Origin of the sequence: Bacillus pumilus, assembly GCF_024498355.1 — a bacterium.
Lineage (GTDB): Bacteria > Bacillota > Bacilli > Bacillales > Bacillaceae > Bacillus > Bacillus pumilus_P.
In genome coordinates this window covers 2,603,141-2,617,531 of record NZ_CP101833.1, presented here as the reverse complement: position 1 = coordinate 2,617,531, position 14,391 = coordinate 2,603,141, and the positions used below count along the sequence as shown (strand labels likewise).

General features: G+C 43.9%; 16 protein-coding genes. 12 read left to right on the top strand and 4 right to left on the bottom strand.

Annotated elements, in window-relative coordinates; all coding sequences use genetic code 11:
• The first annotated feature begins 1 nt into the window (after nucleotide 1).
• Both pepV and NPA43_RS13280 read left to right on the top strand, forming a co-directional pair.
• Nucleotides 2–1,402: a dipeptidase PepV gene (gene pepV / locus NPA43_RS13285; protein ID WP_256498932.1), complete on the top strand. Its 1,401-nt coding sequence runs from the start codon at nucleotides 2–4 to the stop codon at nucleotides 1,400–1,402.
• Between the two features lie 29 nt (nucleotides 1,403–1,431).
• A complete protein-coding gene (locus tag NPA43_RS13280) occupies nucleotides 1,432–2,052 on the top strand; it encodes a Type 1 glutamine amidotransferase-like domain-containing protein (RefSeq protein WP_230031071.1) in 621 nt (206 codons plus the stop codon).
• A 54-nt stretch (nucleotides 2,053–2,106) separates the two neighbouring features.
• Here NPA43_RS13280 and cysK read toward each other — a convergent pair whose 3' ends face one another.
• Nucleotides 2,107–3,036: a cysteine synthase A gene (gene cysK / locus NPA43_RS13275; RefSeq protein ID WP_099726823.1), complete on the bottom strand. Its 930-nt coding sequence runs from the start codon at nucleotides 3,034–3,036 to the stop codon at nucleotides 2,107–2,109.
• Nucleotides 3,037–3,127: 91 nt separating this feature from the next.
• Between cysK and thpR the strand changes: the two genes are divergently transcribed.
• From thpR to NPA43_RS13255, 4 genes are all read left to right on the top strand, one after another.
• Nucleotides 3,128–3,682, top strand: a complete 555-nt coding sequence (gene thpR, locus NPA43_RS13270) for an RNA 2',3'-cyclic phosphodiesterase (RefSeq protein WP_256498931.1) — start codon at nucleotides 3,128–3,130, stop codon at nucleotides 3,680–3,682.
• Between the two features lie 25 nt (nucleotides 3,683–3,707).
• A complete protein-coding gene (locus tag NPA43_RS13265; protein ID WP_099726824.1) occupies nucleotides 3,708–4,643 on the top strand; it encodes a hypothetical protein in 936 nt (311 codons plus the stop codon).
• 48 nt (nucleotides 4,644–4,691) lie between these two features.
• Nucleotides 4,692–5,621, top strand: coding sequence for a YegS/Rv2252/BmrU family lipid kinase (locus tag NPA43_RS13260; RefSeq protein WP_230031069.1), 930 nt, complete (start codon nucleotides 4,692–4,694; stop codon nucleotides 5,619–5,621).
• A gap of 285 nt (nucleotides 5,622–5,906) precedes the next feature.
• Nucleotides 5,907–6,707, top strand: coding sequence for a phosphotransferase family protein (locus NPA43_RS13255; RefSeq protein WP_180275495.1), 801 nt, complete (start codon nucleotides 5,907–5,909; stop codon nucleotides 6,705–6,707).
• Here NPA43_RS13255 and NPA43_RS13250 read toward each other — a convergent pair.
• Nucleotides 6,704–6,979, bottom strand: coding sequence for a YtzH-like family protein (locus NPA43_RS13250; RefSeq protein ID WP_099726828.1), 276 nt, complete (start codon nucleotides 6,977–6,979; stop codon nucleotides 6,704–6,706). The two genes, NPA43_RS13255 and NPA43_RS13250, sit on opposite strands and share 4 nt — an antisense overlap.
• Before the next feature lie 188 nt (nucleotides 6,980–7,167).
• On the opposite strand from NPA43_RS13250, the gene trmB reads away from it, so the two are divergent.
• The 3 genes from trmB (at nucleotide 7,168) to NPA43_RS13235 (ending at nucleotide 10,554) form a co-directional block, all read left to right on the top strand.
• Nucleotides 7,168–7,809 carry a tRNA (guanosine(46)-N7)-methyltransferase TrmB gene (gene trmB / locus NPA43_RS13245; protein WP_230031067.1) on the top strand — a complete coding sequence of 214 codons (642 nt, stop codon included), beginning with the start codon at nucleotides 7,168–7,170 and terminating at the stop codon, nucleotides 7,807–7,809.
• A gap of 124 nt (nucleotides 7,810–7,933) precedes the next feature.
• Nucleotides 7,934–8,782, top strand: coding sequence for a YtnP family quorum-quenching lactonase (locus tag NPA43_RS13240; RefSeq protein WP_256498930.1), 849 nt, complete (start codon nucleotides 7,934–7,936; stop codon nucleotides 8,780–8,782).
• Between the two features lie 74 nt (nucleotides 8,783–8,856).
• The gene (locus NPA43_RS13235) at nucleotides 8,857–10,554 is read left to right on the top strand and encodes an NAD-dependent malic enzyme (protein ID WP_256498929.1); all 1,698 of its coding nucleotides are present in this window, start codon (nucleotides 8,857–8,859) and stop codon (nucleotides 10,552–10,554) included.
• A gap of 44 nt (nucleotides 10,555–10,598) precedes the next feature.
• Here the strand turns inward: NPA43_RS13235 and NPA43_RS13230 are convergent, their stop codons facing one another.
• On the bottom strand, nucleotides 10,599–10,913 hold the full coding sequence (locus NPA43_RS13230; RefSeq protein ID WP_099726831.1) for a PepSY domain-containing protein: 315 nt from the start codon (nucleotides 10,911–10,913) through the stop codon (nucleotides 10,599–10,601).
• Between the two features lie 199 nt (nucleotides 10,914–11,112).
• Here NPA43_RS13230 and NPA43_RS13225 point away from each other — a divergent pair, with 199 nt between their 5' ends.
• Nucleotides 11,113–12,186, top strand: coding sequence for a M42 family metallopeptidase (locus NPA43_RS13225; RefSeq protein WP_230031064.1), 1,074 nt, complete (start codon nucleotides 11,113–11,115; stop codon nucleotides 12,184–12,186).
• A 209-nt stretch (nucleotides 12,187–12,395) separates the two neighbouring features.
• Here NPA43_RS13225 and NPA43_RS13220 read toward each other — a convergent pair whose 3' ends face one another.
• The gene (locus NPA43_RS13220; RefSeq protein WP_099726833.1) at nucleotides 12,396–12,842 is read right to left on the bottom strand and encodes a YtoQ family protein; all 447 of its coding nucleotides are present in this window, start codon (nucleotides 12,840–12,842) and stop codon (nucleotides 12,396–12,398) included.
• Between the two features lie 200 nt (nucleotides 12,843–13,042).
• On the opposite strand from NPA43_RS13220, the gene NPA43_RS13215 reads away from it, so the two are divergent.
• Nucleotides 13,043–14,071 (top strand): PTS sugar transporter subunit IIC, encoded by a 1,029-nt coding sequence (locus NPA43_RS13215; RefSeq protein WP_099726834.1) that lies wholly within the window; start codon nucleotides 13,043–13,045, stop codon nucleotides 14,069–14,071.
• Nucleotides 14,058–14,378 carry a thioredoxin family protein gene (locus NPA43_RS13210; protein WP_034322446.1) on the top strand — a complete coding sequence of 107 codons (321 nt, stop codon included), beginning with the start codon at nucleotides 14,058–14,060 and terminating at the stop codon, nucleotides 14,376–14,378. The genes NPA43_RS13215 and NPA43_RS13210 overlap by 14 nt, the downstream gene beginning before the upstream one ends.
• Nucleotides 14,379–14,391: the final 13 nt, after the last annotated feature.

Below are 14,391 nucleotides of genomic sequence, written 5' to 3'. Positions count from 1 at the left end.
AATGAATTGGGAAGCTGAAGTGATACGAAAAAAAGAAGATCTGATTAAGGATACACAATCTTTTTTGCAAATTGAAAGTGTCCTTGATGAAGAAGGTGGAACAGAAGGGAAGCCGTTCGGTGAAAAAGTGGATGAGGCCCTTCAGTACATGCTGAAAAAAGGAAAAGACGAAGGCTTCACAGTAAAGAATGTCGATGGCTATGCAGGTCATATTGAATATGGACAAGGCGAAGACATTGTAGGTGTGCTATGCCATGTGGACGTGGTGCCCGCAGGTGACGGCTGGACAACCCCGCCATTTTCAGCGGATATCAGAGAAAATAGAATCTTTGCAAGGGGGGCAATTGATGATAAAGGGCCAACCATGGCCGCTTTCTACGCTCTTAAGATGTTAAAAGATGCGGGCATGCAGCTGTCGAAAAAGATTCGAATGATCATCGGAACAGATGAAGAAAGCGATTGGCGCTGTGTGGACCATTATTTCAAGCATGAAGCGATGCCGCAAATTGGCTTTGCGCCAGATGCTGATTTTCCGATTATTCATGCTGAAAAAGGGATCATTGATGCCATTGTGTCATTTACATATCAACAAACAGAGGACGATAAGCGCTATACACTCAAGCAATTCACATCAGGGATAAGGCTCAATATGGTGCCAGATGAGGCCGCTGCCACTGTGGCAGCGGCGCAGGAACATGATGCAGAAGCGTTAAAAGCAGCTTTTGAAGCCTATCTCGCTGAAAATCAATTATCCGGTGAGGCAAAGAACACAGCGGATGGGCTGCATTTCACATTAAAAGGTGTATCAGTCCATGCAATGGAGCCGGCGCATGGCACGAATGCGGGCATTCATATGGCGAATTTCTTATGTGGGCATGATGTAGATGAACAAGGACTTGCCTTTACATCACAAATAAAGTCTTTATTTGATCAGGACACACGAGGACAAAAGCTAGGAATTGCTTGTAATGATGACATTAGCGGCGACTTAACCCTAAATGTTGGAACGATCCGCTATACACAAAACGAGGAAGCGAAACTCGGCTTAAACGTCCGTTATCCCGTGACAGCAGACGGCAAGGACGTCAGAAAAGGGATTGAAAGCATCAAAGGGGCATCCATTGAGAAATTCGATGACAGCCCTCCGCATCACGTCTCAAAAGATCATCCACTTGTGAAAATATTGCAGCGGGTATATGAGGAACAAACTGGAGATCCAGCAACTCTGATTGCCATTGGAGGAGGAACGTATGCGAGATCTTTAGAAGCAGGAGTTGCCTTTGGCCCTCTATTCCCTGGCAGACCAGATTGCGCCCATCAAAAGGATGAATATATCGAAATCGATGACTTACTAAGAGCAACAGCTCTATATGCACAAGCTATGTATGAATTGGCAAAATAGAAAAAGGTAAAGAGAAGAGGGGATTCACATTGAAAAAAATGTTCTTATGCTCTTCATTCAAAGACAGCTATTCTCTCTTGTCTGACTTTGCGGGTGAATCATTAAAAGGAAAAAGCGTGACGTTTATTCCAACAGCTAGTGCTGTGGAAGAAGTAACGCACTATGTGGAGGCAGCAAAAGAGGCCTTTCATCAATTAGATATGCCATTAGAGACTGTTCAAATGGCTGAGCATACTGCCCAAGAGATCACACATATGATCGAACGAAATGATGTCATCTACGTATCAGGAGGCAATACCTTTTATTTGTTACAGGAATTACGAAAGCATCGCCTCGATCACGTCTTGAAAGAAGAAATGAGCAAAGGCAAGCTGTACATTGGAGAATCAGCAGGGAGTATCATCATGGCGCCAAGCATTGAATATATTTCATTGATGGATGATCCGGAGAAGGCGCCGGAGCTGTCATCGTTTCAAGGGATCAATGAAATCAGCAGCTATCCGGTTCCGCATATGCAACATGCCTATTTAGGTAAAGCCGCGCAGCAAATTATCGAGCAGCATCAGCATAAACTTGCTTTATGCCCGCTCACTGATGAACAGGTTCTACTCGTTACAGGTGAGCAGGCTGAGGTGAAGTCGGTCAAATAGACGTGACCGTGAAACGAAGAAAAAGGAACAGGGACTCATCCCCCTGTTCCTTTTTTAATCTTGAAAAACATCACTTGATAAATATCGTTCTCCCGTATCTGCTGTCATACAGATGACGATATGATCTTTAGGCATTTGTTTGGCTGTTTCAATGGCAGCATAGCAAGCTGCGCCAGATGATGGGCCAACTAAAATTCCTTCAAGACGGGCAAGCTGCCGTGTGATGTGGTACGCATCTTCATCGCTCACTTGCACAATCTCATCATAGACATGCTCATTTAAAATAGTTGGGATAAATCCTGGACTTGTGCCAACGAGCTTATGTTTGCCAGGTTTCCCGCCAGATAAGACTGGAGATCCCTTCGGTTCTGCCACACGTATGGTCAGGCCGGGGAATGCCTTTTTTAATTCCTCACCAGTGCCTGTAATGGTTCCGCCAGTTCCAGCTGTTGCGACAAAGGCAGCAAGAGGCTGCCCAAGTTGCTTCACAGCTTCCATGATTTCTACAGCTGTTGTCCCTCTGTGAGCATCGGGGTTCGCTCCATTGTCAAATTGCATTGGAATAAAGCTATGAGGAATTTGAGCAGCTAGTTCTTCTGCCTTGCGAATGCAGCCTGGCATTTTTTCTTCTCCTGGGGTTAAGACGACCTGTGCACCGTATGCCTTTAAAATATTGATTCTTTCTTTTGTCATCGTATCAGGCATGACAAGTATCGCTTTGTAGCCTCTTGCTGCGGCGTTCATCGCCAAACCAATCCCCGTATTTCCGCTAGTTGGCTCAATAATGGTCGCCCCTTTTGTGAGCTTCCCTTGTCTTTCTGCCTCAACGATCATATTGTAAGCAGCACGATCTTTCACACTTCCACTAGGATTAAATAATTCCAGCTTTAAATAAACAGCCGCCGCATTGTCTGGCTGAAGACGCTGTAATTTGACAAGCGGTGTATCGCCAATCAGTTCAGCAATATTTTGTGCAACCTTCATCATGTGACACCCTTTCTTCTCATTCCGCATTTCTTTAGTTATACTATCATCAATGGGGATTCGTAAAGTTTGTTGAAAAAGGACAGGTGATATGATGTCAGAAAGCCGTCATTATTTTATTGGGATTCACATCCCTGAACAACTTGCGCATCAAATCAAAACAGACATCGATCAAAGGAGCGGACTGTCATTTCAAAAATGGACAGCTCCAAGTGATTATCATGTAACCCTTGTATTTTTAGGAGCCATTCCAAAAGAGCGTTTGGAAAAGATCATTCAGCTGCTTGAAAACCTTTCAAATGAAGCATCTGCATTTCCGCTAGAGCTGAATGAGTTAGGACAGTTTGGTACAAAGGAGCGCCCAAGAGTCTTTTTTGCAAAGCCGAGTGAAAGCAGGCCGCTCATGCATTTAAGAGAAAAGGTGAAAGAATCCGTATTGTCAGCAGGTCATCCTGTCGAAAAGAGACCTTTTCATCCGCATATGACGATTGCGCGCAAATGGAATGCGGATCAGCCTTATGCAGAACAATCGCCTTTACGTAAAGAGCCATATGTGATGGAGGTTTCTAGTATTGCTTTATTTGAAATACGTCCGAAAGAAACCCCACGTTATCACACAATCAAACAATTTACCCTACATAAATGATTCTAGAAGTTGGAGTGAGCAGCAGATGGCGCAAATTATCAAAATCCAAGATTATATATCACGATATGAACAAGACCCGCATCATTACATCAATCAGTTTATTCGATTGAAAAAACAAAGATGGGACGAGTTAAAAAGAGCTTCGAAAGAGGAGGCGCAGCAGCAGGTCGACCAAACCCTTGAACAAGCGCCTGAACAAGAGGAAGAAAAGAGAAAGAAATTCTCCTTAAAGAGAAAGCAAAAAGAAGCCGATATGAAAAAGGAACGAGACCTGAGTCTTTTTAACGAGCCAACAGATATAGAGCAAGGTGTCTTCAGAAACGTCCCTACCGATGAAACGAAGCTCATTCACTTTTTTAAGGATCATCTATATGATGTTCAATTAAAATGGGCCAGCTCGACGCTATCTCACATTTCAACCGTATCCCATCACATTCGGTATGATGAAAAGCTGCGTATGCTTGCAAGGCAGCTTCCAGATTCTTATTTTGTGATGTACAAGCCGGTGCTGCTCATTCAAAAAGCTGAGATGGAATTATGCTCCGTGATCATTACGCCGCTGGAAGTGATCTGTTTATCCTTCTTAGAGGCAGAGCCAGACAGCGTATATATCGGATCCAAGGAACGTTTTTGGGAAAAGCGGGCGACGGGGAAAGCTGTTCAGTCCATCTTGAACCCTTGTGCAAGCCTTCTGCGCTCTGGAACCGTAGTGTCAAAGATTTTACAGCAAAGTGGTGTAGACCTTCCTGTGAAAAAAATCCTGATCAGCCGAACCTCTTATATTGACCTACCTGAAGTGCCATACGGGATGGAGGTTGTCGATAAGAAGAAGGCTGAAGAATGGTTTGAAAAGCAGCGGAAAAATACGGCGCCGACAAAGCACCAGCAATTTAAGGCGACAAAGGCATTGCTTGCTTATGGTGAATCAGACAGCAAAAGAAGGCAGGAATGGCTCGATTAAAGGCATGATGGAAGGTCGCGTAACATGAGACCTGAGTGGAGCTAATATATGAATGAATGGTACTTTATCGTCAATCCAGCAGCAGGACATGGAAAAGGACTCCGCATTTGGAGGAGCATAGAGAAAGAGTTACAAAAGGTGGAGATCTCATACCGGTCGTTTCTCACCCAGCATGAAGGCCATGCGGAAGTATTGGCGAGACAGATTAGCGCCATGCAAGATGACAGGCTGAAGCGCCTGATCATCATTGGCGGTGACGGCACCATTCATGAAGTGCTGAATGGCTTAAAAGAAATCGATCATGTGCAGCTGAGTTTTGTCCCCGCTGGCCATTGGAATGACGCAGCGAAGGGGCTCGGTATCCATCGTCACGATGTGTTAAAAGAAGTGAGAAAGCAAAAGAGAATGCTCACTAAAACATTTTCTCTCGGTTCTTTTCACGATCATGCAGAAAGCCCGCAATCTGTTCTCTTTCTCAATCATATTGGTGCTGGGTTTGACGCGCATGTCTTGAGGAAAACGGTGCATTTTAGAGGGAAAAAGTGGTTGAAGCGACTCAAGCTCGGGTTTATCATTTACCCGCTGTCATTTCTTCATTCTTTATGGTCATTCAAGCCGTTTGATCTTGCTCTTTTTATTGAAGATGAGAGAAAAGTCTTTCGCCAAGTGTGGTTTGTGATCGTATGCAATCATCCGTATTATGGCGGAGGGCTGGAAGCAGCGCCAGAAGCAAGTGCAAGGCAGCCAGGCTTTCAAACGATCGTCGTCACGGATTTGAATCCATTCAAAGTCCTCTTGTTTCTAAGTGCGATGGTGTTTCGAAAGCACCTGTCGATGAAGGGAGTCTCCTTGTTTCAGCATGAGGAAGTGTACTTGGAGGCAGATGAAAAAATCTTATTTCACGCAGATGGTGAAGTGATCGGCGCAACTCCTGTCTTTGTGAAGGCTAGTGAACGATCCTTAAAATTACGTGCTTAAATGACTGCCGGCGTATGTGCCAGCAACAGAACCATGAAAAAAGCCTTCCTTTTCAAAAGGTTCTTGTCCTGATTTTTTAGTTTTGCTTGACGAGTATAAGAAGGTAGCGATAAAATCTATAGGACGGCTATTGTTTAGCATCTCATTCTCAATAGCTGTCCTTTTTGTTTTTATGATCATATAAATAAAAAAAGAAACAGCCAATTGACCTTCAATCGGCTGAATTTTGTCGACTAAAAAAGCACGATTTAAAATATTTTAAGAAATGATGGGTTGAAAATTGATATGAACTGGTTGGGACAAATATTAGGTAGCGAATGGCACATCTCTCCTGCTGGAGGCGCTACGGGAGATGCGTACTTCGCAACACACAATGACCAAAAGCTATTTTTAAAACGCAATACGTCACCGTTTCTTGCGGTTTTGTCAGCTGAAGGCATTGTGCCGAAGCTTGTCTGGACAAAACGGATGGAAAATGGGGATGTCATTACTGCGCAGCATTGGCTGAGCGGCAGAGAGCTGAAGCCAAAGGACATGAATGACCGTCCTGTGGCGGAGCAGCTAAGAAAAATTCATACTTCTAAAGAATTGCTCGATATGCTGAAACGATTAGAGAAGCACTCTCTAGACCCAGAATCTATTCTGATGCATCTGAAGCAGTCCATTTTAAAAGAGCAGATTGATTCACCTGATATCACGCGTGCCATCCAGTATTTAGAGAAGCATGTGGAGGCAGTCCATTTCGAGGATAAGGTCGTATGTCATTGTGATCTCAATCATAATAATTGGCTGCTGACAGATGAAAACCAGCTCTATTTGATCGATTGGGATGGGGCAATGATTGCAGACCCTGCGATTGATCTTGGACCGCTTTTATACCACTATGTTGATGAAAAGAACTGGGAAAGCTGGCTCTCTATGTACGGCGCCCCGCTGACAGACAATTTGCGGAAACGCATGGCGTGGTACGTGCTCGCTGAAACCGTATCGTTTGTCGTTTGGCATAAAAGAAAAGGAAATGAAAAGGCGCAAAAAGAAGTGCAAGCGGAGCTAAACGCACTGCTAAAACGGTTAAACATCCATTAAGACAGTGGAATGTTTTCGACCCATTCAGCCAGATGAGATTGATGCTCCTCGATATGTGCATCAATTGAACTGACAGAGGTGCCCTTTTGGCTGTAATCATAAATATCTGTTAACAGCTGACGAACATCGGCATCAAGGGTCTCTTTCGCCAGCATTAATTGAATGACGCGTCCCACCTGTTCATATTCTGCAACAGTCCCACAGCAATCCAGCTGGTGATCGGTTAAGATATCTTTGATTAATTGAAGCTGATGTTGGCGGTTTAATCCCATACGTATGCTCCTTTCTTGCGTGTCGTTTATGTGGTTAAACTGTGCATTTAGCGCCCAATTTATACATGCGGCAGACCAGCTCAAATAAGGGCTGGTCTTTTTCATATGTACATATGAGATGCTGTCTTGCGGGTCTTTATGTTTCATGGTATCTTGATAAAATGTAAAGAAAATAGAGGTGTATCAAATTGAGAATGCGACATAAACCATGGGCTGATGATTACTTAGCTGAAAATGCTCATATTGCTCTAGCAAACCCTGAACAGTATAAAGGGAAATGGCATGAGCTGTTTGGAAATGATCATCCAATCCATATCGAAGTTGGGACAGGGAAAGGGAGCTTTATTGCTGGAATGGGCAAGCTTCATCCTGATATCAACTATATTGGGATTGAATTATTTAAAAGTGTCATAGTGACAGCAGTAGATAAAATCAAAGAAACAGATGTAGAAAACGTGAAGCTTTTAAACATTAATGCAGAGACACTGACAGATGTGTTTGCAGAAAATGAGATTGACCGGGTGTATTTGAATTTCTCTGATCCGTGGCCAAAAGCAAGACACGAAAAGCGCAGATTGACCTTTAAAGCCTTTTTAGAGCGATATGAACATATTCTCCATCCAGGCGGTGAATTACATTTCAAAACAGATAACCGCGGATTATTTGAATATTCCTTAAAGAGCTTTTCTGCTTACGGACTCCTTTTAACGTATGTAAGTCTTGATTTACATGAGGATGGTCTAGAAGGAAATGTGATGACAGAATATGAAGAGAAATTCTCTTCTATAGGACAACCCATCTATCGATCAGAAGTGAAATATCCAGAATAATAAAAGAAAAAAGCTGGCTGCAATGAATGATTGCGTCAGCTTTTTTTGATGAAATGTTTTAGAGGATTGGTGCATGCGAATTTCCGCTGTATTTGCTACGATAGAAAAAGGAGGGATGACAGCAATGGAGACAATGAAAATAGGTGAAATGGAACTGTTCTGGTTAAACGGGGGAGATACTCACATGGACGGCGGTGCGATGTTCGGTGTGGTGCCAAAGCCGTTATGGTCAAAAAAATACCCTGTGAATGATCGCAATCAAATTGAATTACGGTGTGATCCGATTCTCATTCGGTGGAATGGTCTTCATCTATTAGTGGATTCCGGCATCGGATCAGGGAAGCTGACGGATAAACAAAAACGAAATTACGGCGTAACAGAAGAGACCAAAATGGAGGAATCGCTTGCGGCTCTCGGTCTACGTCCATCAGACATTGATTACGTATTAATGACCCACCTGCACTTCGATCATGCCAGCGGGTTAACAAAACGTGAGGGTGATCAGCTCGTGTCTGTTTTTCAGCAGGCAAAAATCATCACATCCAAAATCGAATGGGATGAGATGAGAGCGCCGAATATTCGCTCAAGAAATACATATTGGAAAGAAAACTGGGAGCCTGTAGCAGATCAAGTGGTCACATTTGAAGAAAGCATCGAAGTGACAGAAGGAATTCATCTGCATCATACAGGTGGTCACAGCAATGGGCACAGCATCTTAACGCTCACAAGTCAGGGCGAAACAGCGATTCATTTAGCTGATATCATGCCAACACACGCTCATAAAAATCCACTTTGGGTGCTGGCATATGACGATTTTCCGATGACTTCGATTCCCGCCAAACAAAAGTGGCAAGCATTCGCAGAAGAACAAAATGCATGGTACTTGTTTTATCATGATGCCATTTACCGCGCTGTGAAGTGGGATGAAGACGAACAAATCATACATGAAGTCAAAAGAGAAGCGGGAAGATAAAAGATCATCTGTATGTTTTTTTCGCCTTTCACACAAAATAACGACAAAATGAACTTGTGAAAGGAAGAGTGCAGGTGAATCAATTTTATCGTGTACAGGGTGATGTTATCGAGACACCATTAAGAGGGATGGAAGTCATGTCTGTCCCTTATTTAAACAAAGGGGTTGCATTTACAAAGGAAGAGCGGGAAGAGCTTGGTTTAAAGGGATTTCTCCCGCCTAAAGTTTTAACGTTAGAAGACCAGGCGAAGCGTGCATATGAGCAGTTCCAAGCACAGCCAGATGCGCTTGGGAAAAATGTTTATTTAACAGCGCTTCATGACAGAAACGAAGTGCTTTTTTACAAATTATTAAATGATCATTTGGCGGAAATGCTTCCGATCGTATACACCCCGACCGTAGGAACGGCGATTCAGCGTTATAGCCATGAGTATAGAAAACCTAGAGGACTTTATTTATCCATTGATGACCTAGAAGGCATGGAAGAGATTTTTGCCTCTTACGGTGTCGATGAATCGATTGACTTAATCGTTGCGACTGATGCAGAAGGCATTTTAGGCATCGGAGACTGGGGCGTTGGCGGCATAGCCATTTCAGTGGGGAAGTTGGCTGTTTATACAGCGGCGGCAGGTATTGATCCTAGCCGCGTGCTGGCAGTGGTGCTTGATGCCGGGACGAATCAAGAAAGTCTCTTGAATGATCCGCTTTATGTCGGAAATCAGCACTCTCGCGTTCGAGGAGAGCGCTATGATGAGTTCATTGATCAATATGTTGAGCTTGCCCGCGCCACCTTTCCGAATGCACTTCTTCACTGGGAAGACTTTGGTACAAAGAATGCCCGCGCCATTTTGGAGAAATATAAGGAACGTATTTGTACATTCAATGATGATATTCAAGGAACTGGAGCGGTTTCACTTGCTGCGGTTCTGGCATGTGTAAAAGCATCGAAGGTTCCGCTGAAGGACCATCGAATCGTCATCTTTGGAGCGGGTACAGCAGGTATTGGCATAGCAGAGCAAATTCGTGATGCTATCGTAAGAGATGGGGTCAAAGAAGAGGAATCATATGACCATTTCTGGTGTATAGATAAAAATGGATTGCTCACAGATGATTCACCTGAAATTCAGCCTTTCCAAAAGCCATATGCAAGACATTCTGAGGAAGTAAAGGATTATGCGCGTAATGGTCCAAAGCATTCCATTGATTTGTTAGAGGTCGTCAAGCAGGCTAAACCTACCATTTTAATTGGCACCTCGACAGTAGGAGGGGCATTTACAGAGGAAATTGTGAAAGAAATGGCGTCGCATGTCGAGCGCCCAGCGATTTTACCGATGTCTAATCCGACACCTCTTTCAGAAGCAAAGCCGGAGGATCTGATTGAGTGGACAGAAGGACGTGCCCTTGTGACAACGGGAAGCCCATTTGATCCTGTGGAATACAATGGGGTCACATATGAAATTGGGCAGGCAAATAATGCCCTTGTTTTTCCAGGACTTGGTCTTGGAACCATTGTGTCTAAAGCCCGTCTGATGACAAATAGCATGTTTGTGGCGAGTGCTGAAGCCATTGCCAGCATGGTCAATGTCGGAAAACCAGGTGCGGCGATGCTGCCAAGTGTCGAGCAGCTTCGAACGGTTTCAGCCACAGTGGCTGTCCGTGTTGCGCAAGCGGCGATTGACGAAGGGATTGCCGAAGAAACGCCGGATGATCTCATACAGACTGTGCAAGACGCCATGTGGCACCCTGTGTACAAAAAAATCAAAGCCATATAAAAAAAGAAGCTTCGCAAGGACACGTCTTTGCGAAGCTTTCTTTATCAAGCAACAGAATCAATGACATCAACGATCATGCCTGTTTTTGCATCAATCATGACTTCGTACTGTTCAAGCTCACCAAAGGCAGAGCGTGTAATGCCAGATTTGTACACATCAATCGTTTCACCATTTACGGTATACGGCTCTGGTACAGTATAGATCCAAGAGCCATCAATCGGACCGCGCTGTTTAAAAGCAGATTTCACAATTTTTAACGCTTTTTCAGACGAGATATACGTAGGGAAAAATACTTTCTTTGCAATCATTGCAGCGGCTACGCCAATACTCGCACCAATCAAAACATGTTTTAACTTCAACGTGCTGCACCTCCGTATTGCTGTTTTTTCCATTATACAAAACTTGTCCATTGATGTTAAGAAATCCGAATACTTAAAAGCATATTCAAAATTTCTGGAGAGATACTTGGAAAACCGAAAGAATTCTTATAGTATAAAGTGAGTGTTATTTTTATAGGAATATATATGGTTATTACATAGAAACGAGGTAAACTGTAGAATGAACGAAGAAACATTGTCGCTTTTCCGAAATTTAACAGAATTACAGGGGACTCCGGGTAATGAGCACCATGTGCGTGCTTTTATGAAAAAGGAACTTGAGAAATATTCCGATGAACTGATTCAGGATCGTCTTGGCGGAGTGTTTGGCGTACGCAAGGGGCCGGAAAAGGCACCAAACATCATGGTGGCTGGCCATATGGATGAAGTGGGCTTCATGGTCTCATCGATTACGAAAAACGGGATGATTCGTTTTCAAACACTTGGCGGCTGGTGGAGTCAAGTGATGCTCGCGCAGCGTGTGGACGTTCATACCGATCACGGGCCAATTCCTGGTGTCGTGTCTAGTACACCACCTCACCTTCTGACACCAGAACAAAAAAGCAAACCTGTGAAGCCGTCAGATATGCTCATTGATATTGGTGCAGATAGCGAGGAAGAGGCAAAAGAGCTTGGCATTCGCCCAGGACAGCAAATCGTCCCTGCAACGGTCTTTACCCCAATGGCGAATCCAAAAAAGATCTTAGCAAAGGCTTGGGATAACCGCTATGGCTGCGGACTTGCCATTGAATTATTAAAAGAATTAAAAGACGAAACCCTTTCATGTCAGCTGTATTCGGGTGCAACAGTTCAGGAAGAAGTAGGGCTTAGAGGTGCAGAGGTAGCAGCTAATATGATTCAGCCGGATCTATTCTTTGCTTTAGATGCGAGTCCTGCAAATGATGTGACGGGTGACAAAACACAATTCGGCCAGCTTGGAAAAGGTGCACTTCTTCGTATTTTTGATCGAACGATGATTACGCACCGTGGCATGAGAGACTTTGTACTCGATACTGCTGAAACAAATAACATTCCATATCAATATTTCGTATCACCGGGTGGTACTGATGCTGGACGTGTTCATATTTCAAACCAAGGTGTGCCGTCTGCTGTGATTGGTGTTTGCGCGCGCTATATTCATACAAGTCATTCTGTCTTGCATGTGGATGATTACGCTGCGGCAAAAGAGTTAATTGTTCGTCTTGTTAAAAGCTGTGATCAAAGCACGGTGGATTCTATTTATCAACAGGTGTAAATGATAGAAAAGAGGACAAAAGACTAAAAAACATTTTATCCTTTTGGCTTCTTTTCAGCGTGATATGAAAACCCTTGAAGTCTAGGAAGGCCGAGTACTGGCGCGGAGCGAATTTGATATTCGTGAGCACCAGCACGCAGAACTGACACCGAATGCGAGGGTTTGTCTTCACGCTGAGGCTGCCTCTTCAATGAGGGCAGCCTTCTTTCTTATTGCTGTTCAAACACGTAAGATAACGCCTTGATCGCTTGATTCACTGTTTCCACAGTGATATTTGCTTTGTTTGATAGTTCCTTTAATGGATGGTGCAGCTCTTTTGGACGGATCAAAATAAGAGGTTTTCCTTTGGCGATGGCAGAAGATGCATCCATTGCAGTGTTCCATTGTTTATATTTCTCACCAAAGCGGGCAATGACAACATCTGCTTTGGTCAATAAAATCTCGGTACGGAAATTGTTCAAATCAGAAGCAGCATCGTCTTTTAAAATGGCATTCGGCTGTTCGCCTAAAATGTCTTCACCAATGTGATCTGATCGGTCATGATTCTCCATTGGGCCAACAAATGTTACAGGTAACTTCAAAGATTGGCTTTTCTCCTTGATTTCATCACGCCACTGGCTATGAATTTCTCCAGCTAAATAGATGGTTAATTGCATAACAATCTCCTCCTTGTGCACAAACTTAGTAAAGGTTTGTCCTGTTTCTTTTCATGTTACACAAGAAGTGCTTGATAAAGCAAAAAAAATATGATTATGATATTCATGGTAGAGACTATTTTTCATCGTAAGAAGACTACATATAATGGGAAGGACAGGCCTCTTCGTCTTTCCTATGAGAAAGCAGGAAGACGACGTTGATGACTTATTTGAAAAGAAAGGGCATTTCCCTTTCGCCAAAGGTGTATTTCATTGATGCACTCTCTTATATGGCTTTAGGTCTATTTGCAACATTAGTGGTAGGGCTGATCTTAAAAACAGCAGGCGGCCTGTTATCACTTCCACTCATCATCAAAATGGGAACGCTGGCCATGGGGCTCATGGGACCGGCGATCGGCGTAGCGGTTGCGTATCGCTTAAATGCATCTCCTCTGATCATTTTTGCGAGTGTGGTCTCAGGTGCCGCAGGAGCAGAGCTTGGAGGACCTGCCGGAAGCTTTGTCGCAGCATTAATTGGTGTGGAAATCGGCAAACTTGTCAGTGGAGAGACAAGAATTGATATTATCTTAACACCGCTTGTCACCATTATGACGGGCTTTTTCACCGCCGCTTTGATCGGCCCTGGGATTGAAGGTATGATGACAGGGCTAGGCAGGCTCATCATGTGGGGAACAGATCAAAGTCCGCTGATCATGGGTATGCTTGTGGCAACCATTGTTGGACTTGCGCTCAGCTCACCGATCTCAAGTGCTGCGCTTGCGCTGATGCTTGATTTAAGCGGGACAGCGGCCGGTGCTGCAACGATCGGCTGCTGCGCTCAAATGGTCGGCTTTGCCGCTGCAGGCTTTAGAGAAAACCGCTTTGGCGGTCTTGCCGCTGTCGGCATTGGGACGTCAAAACTGCAGCTGCCTAATATTGTGAAAAACCCCCTCATCCTCATTCCGCCGACGATTGCGGGCCTTATTCTTGCACCAATTGGTATTATTGGCTTTGGGATGGTCAATAATGCGGCAGGAGCAGGAATGGGAACGAGCGGTCTTGTTGGACAACTGATGACGCTCACAGTCATGGGGTTTCATCCATCCGTACTACTCGCGATTGCTCTCTTGCATATCGTTGGCCCGGCAGTGATTAGTTTGGTAGTATCAGAATGGATGAGAAAGAAAGGCTATATACAATTCGGAGATTTAACCATACAAACTGGAGGAATGAAACATGAAAAAAATTGAATCAAACGAAGAATTACAAAAAGTAATTCAACAAGACTTAACGGTATTACTATTCTCAGCTGACTGGTGCCCGGACTGTACATTTATTGAACCATTCTTACCAGAGCTTGAAGCAAACTACCCAGAATTTGAATACTTCTATGTCGATAGAGATCAGTTCATTGACACTTGTGCAGAGTGGGAAATTTACGGCATTCCAAGCTTTTTAGTCTTTAAAAACGGACAAGAGATCAACCGCTTTGTCAGCAAAGATCGTAAGACAAAGGAAGAGATTGAAGCATTTTTAACAGATTCTCTTTCTAAATAACGAAAGGAGAGTC

Excerpts from the sequence above, each read along its gene's own strand:
- NPA43_RS13250 (WP_099726828.1), bottom strand. The coding sequence starts at position 6,979 with ATGGGATTAAACCGCCAACATCAGCTTCAATTAATCAAAGATATCTTA.
- pepV (WP_256498932.1), top strand. The coding sequence starts at position 2 with ATGAATTGGGAAGCTGAAGTGATACGAAAAAAAGAAGATCTGATTAAG.
- NPA43_RS13255 (WP_180275495.1), top strand. The coding sequence starts at position 5,907 with ATGAACTGGTTGGGACAAATATTAGGTAGCGAATGGCACATCTCTCCT.
- NPA43_RS13215 (WP_099726834.1), top strand. The coding sequence starts at position 13,043 with ATGACTTATTTGAAAAGAAAGGGCATTTCCCTTTCGCCAAAGGTGTAT.
- thpR (WP_256498931.1), top strand. The coding sequence starts at position 3,128 with ATGATGTCAGAAAGCCGTCATTATTTTATTGGGATTCACATCCCTGAA.
- NPA43_RS13210 (WP_034322446.1), top strand. The coding sequence starts at position 14,058 with ATGAAAAAAATTGAATCAAACGAAGAATTACAAAAAGTAATTCAACAA.
- NPA43_RS13240 (WP_256498930.1), top strand. The coding sequence starts at position 7,934 with ATGGAGACAATGAAAATAGGTGAAATGGAACTGTTCTGGTTAAACGGG.
- cysK (WP_099726823.1), bottom strand. The coding sequence starts at position 3,036 with ATGAAGGTTGCACAAAATATTGCTGAACTGATTGGCGATACACCGCTT.
- NPA43_RS13220 (WP_099726833.1), bottom strand. The coding sequence starts at position 12,842 with ATGCAATTAACCATCTATTTAGCTGGAGAAATTCATAGCCAGTGGCGT.
- NPA43_RS13260 (WP_230031069.1), top strand. The coding sequence starts at position 4,692 with ATGAATGAATGGTACTTTATCGTCAATCCAGCAGCAGGACATGGAAAA.
- NPA43_RS13225 (WP_230031064.1), top strand. The coding sequence starts at position 11,113 with ATGAACGAAGAAACATTGTCGCTTTTCCGAAATTTAACAGAATTACAG.
- NPA43_RS13265 (WP_099726824.1), top strand. The coding sequence starts at position 3,708 with ATGGCGCAAATTATCAAAATCCAAGATTATATATCACGATATGAACAA.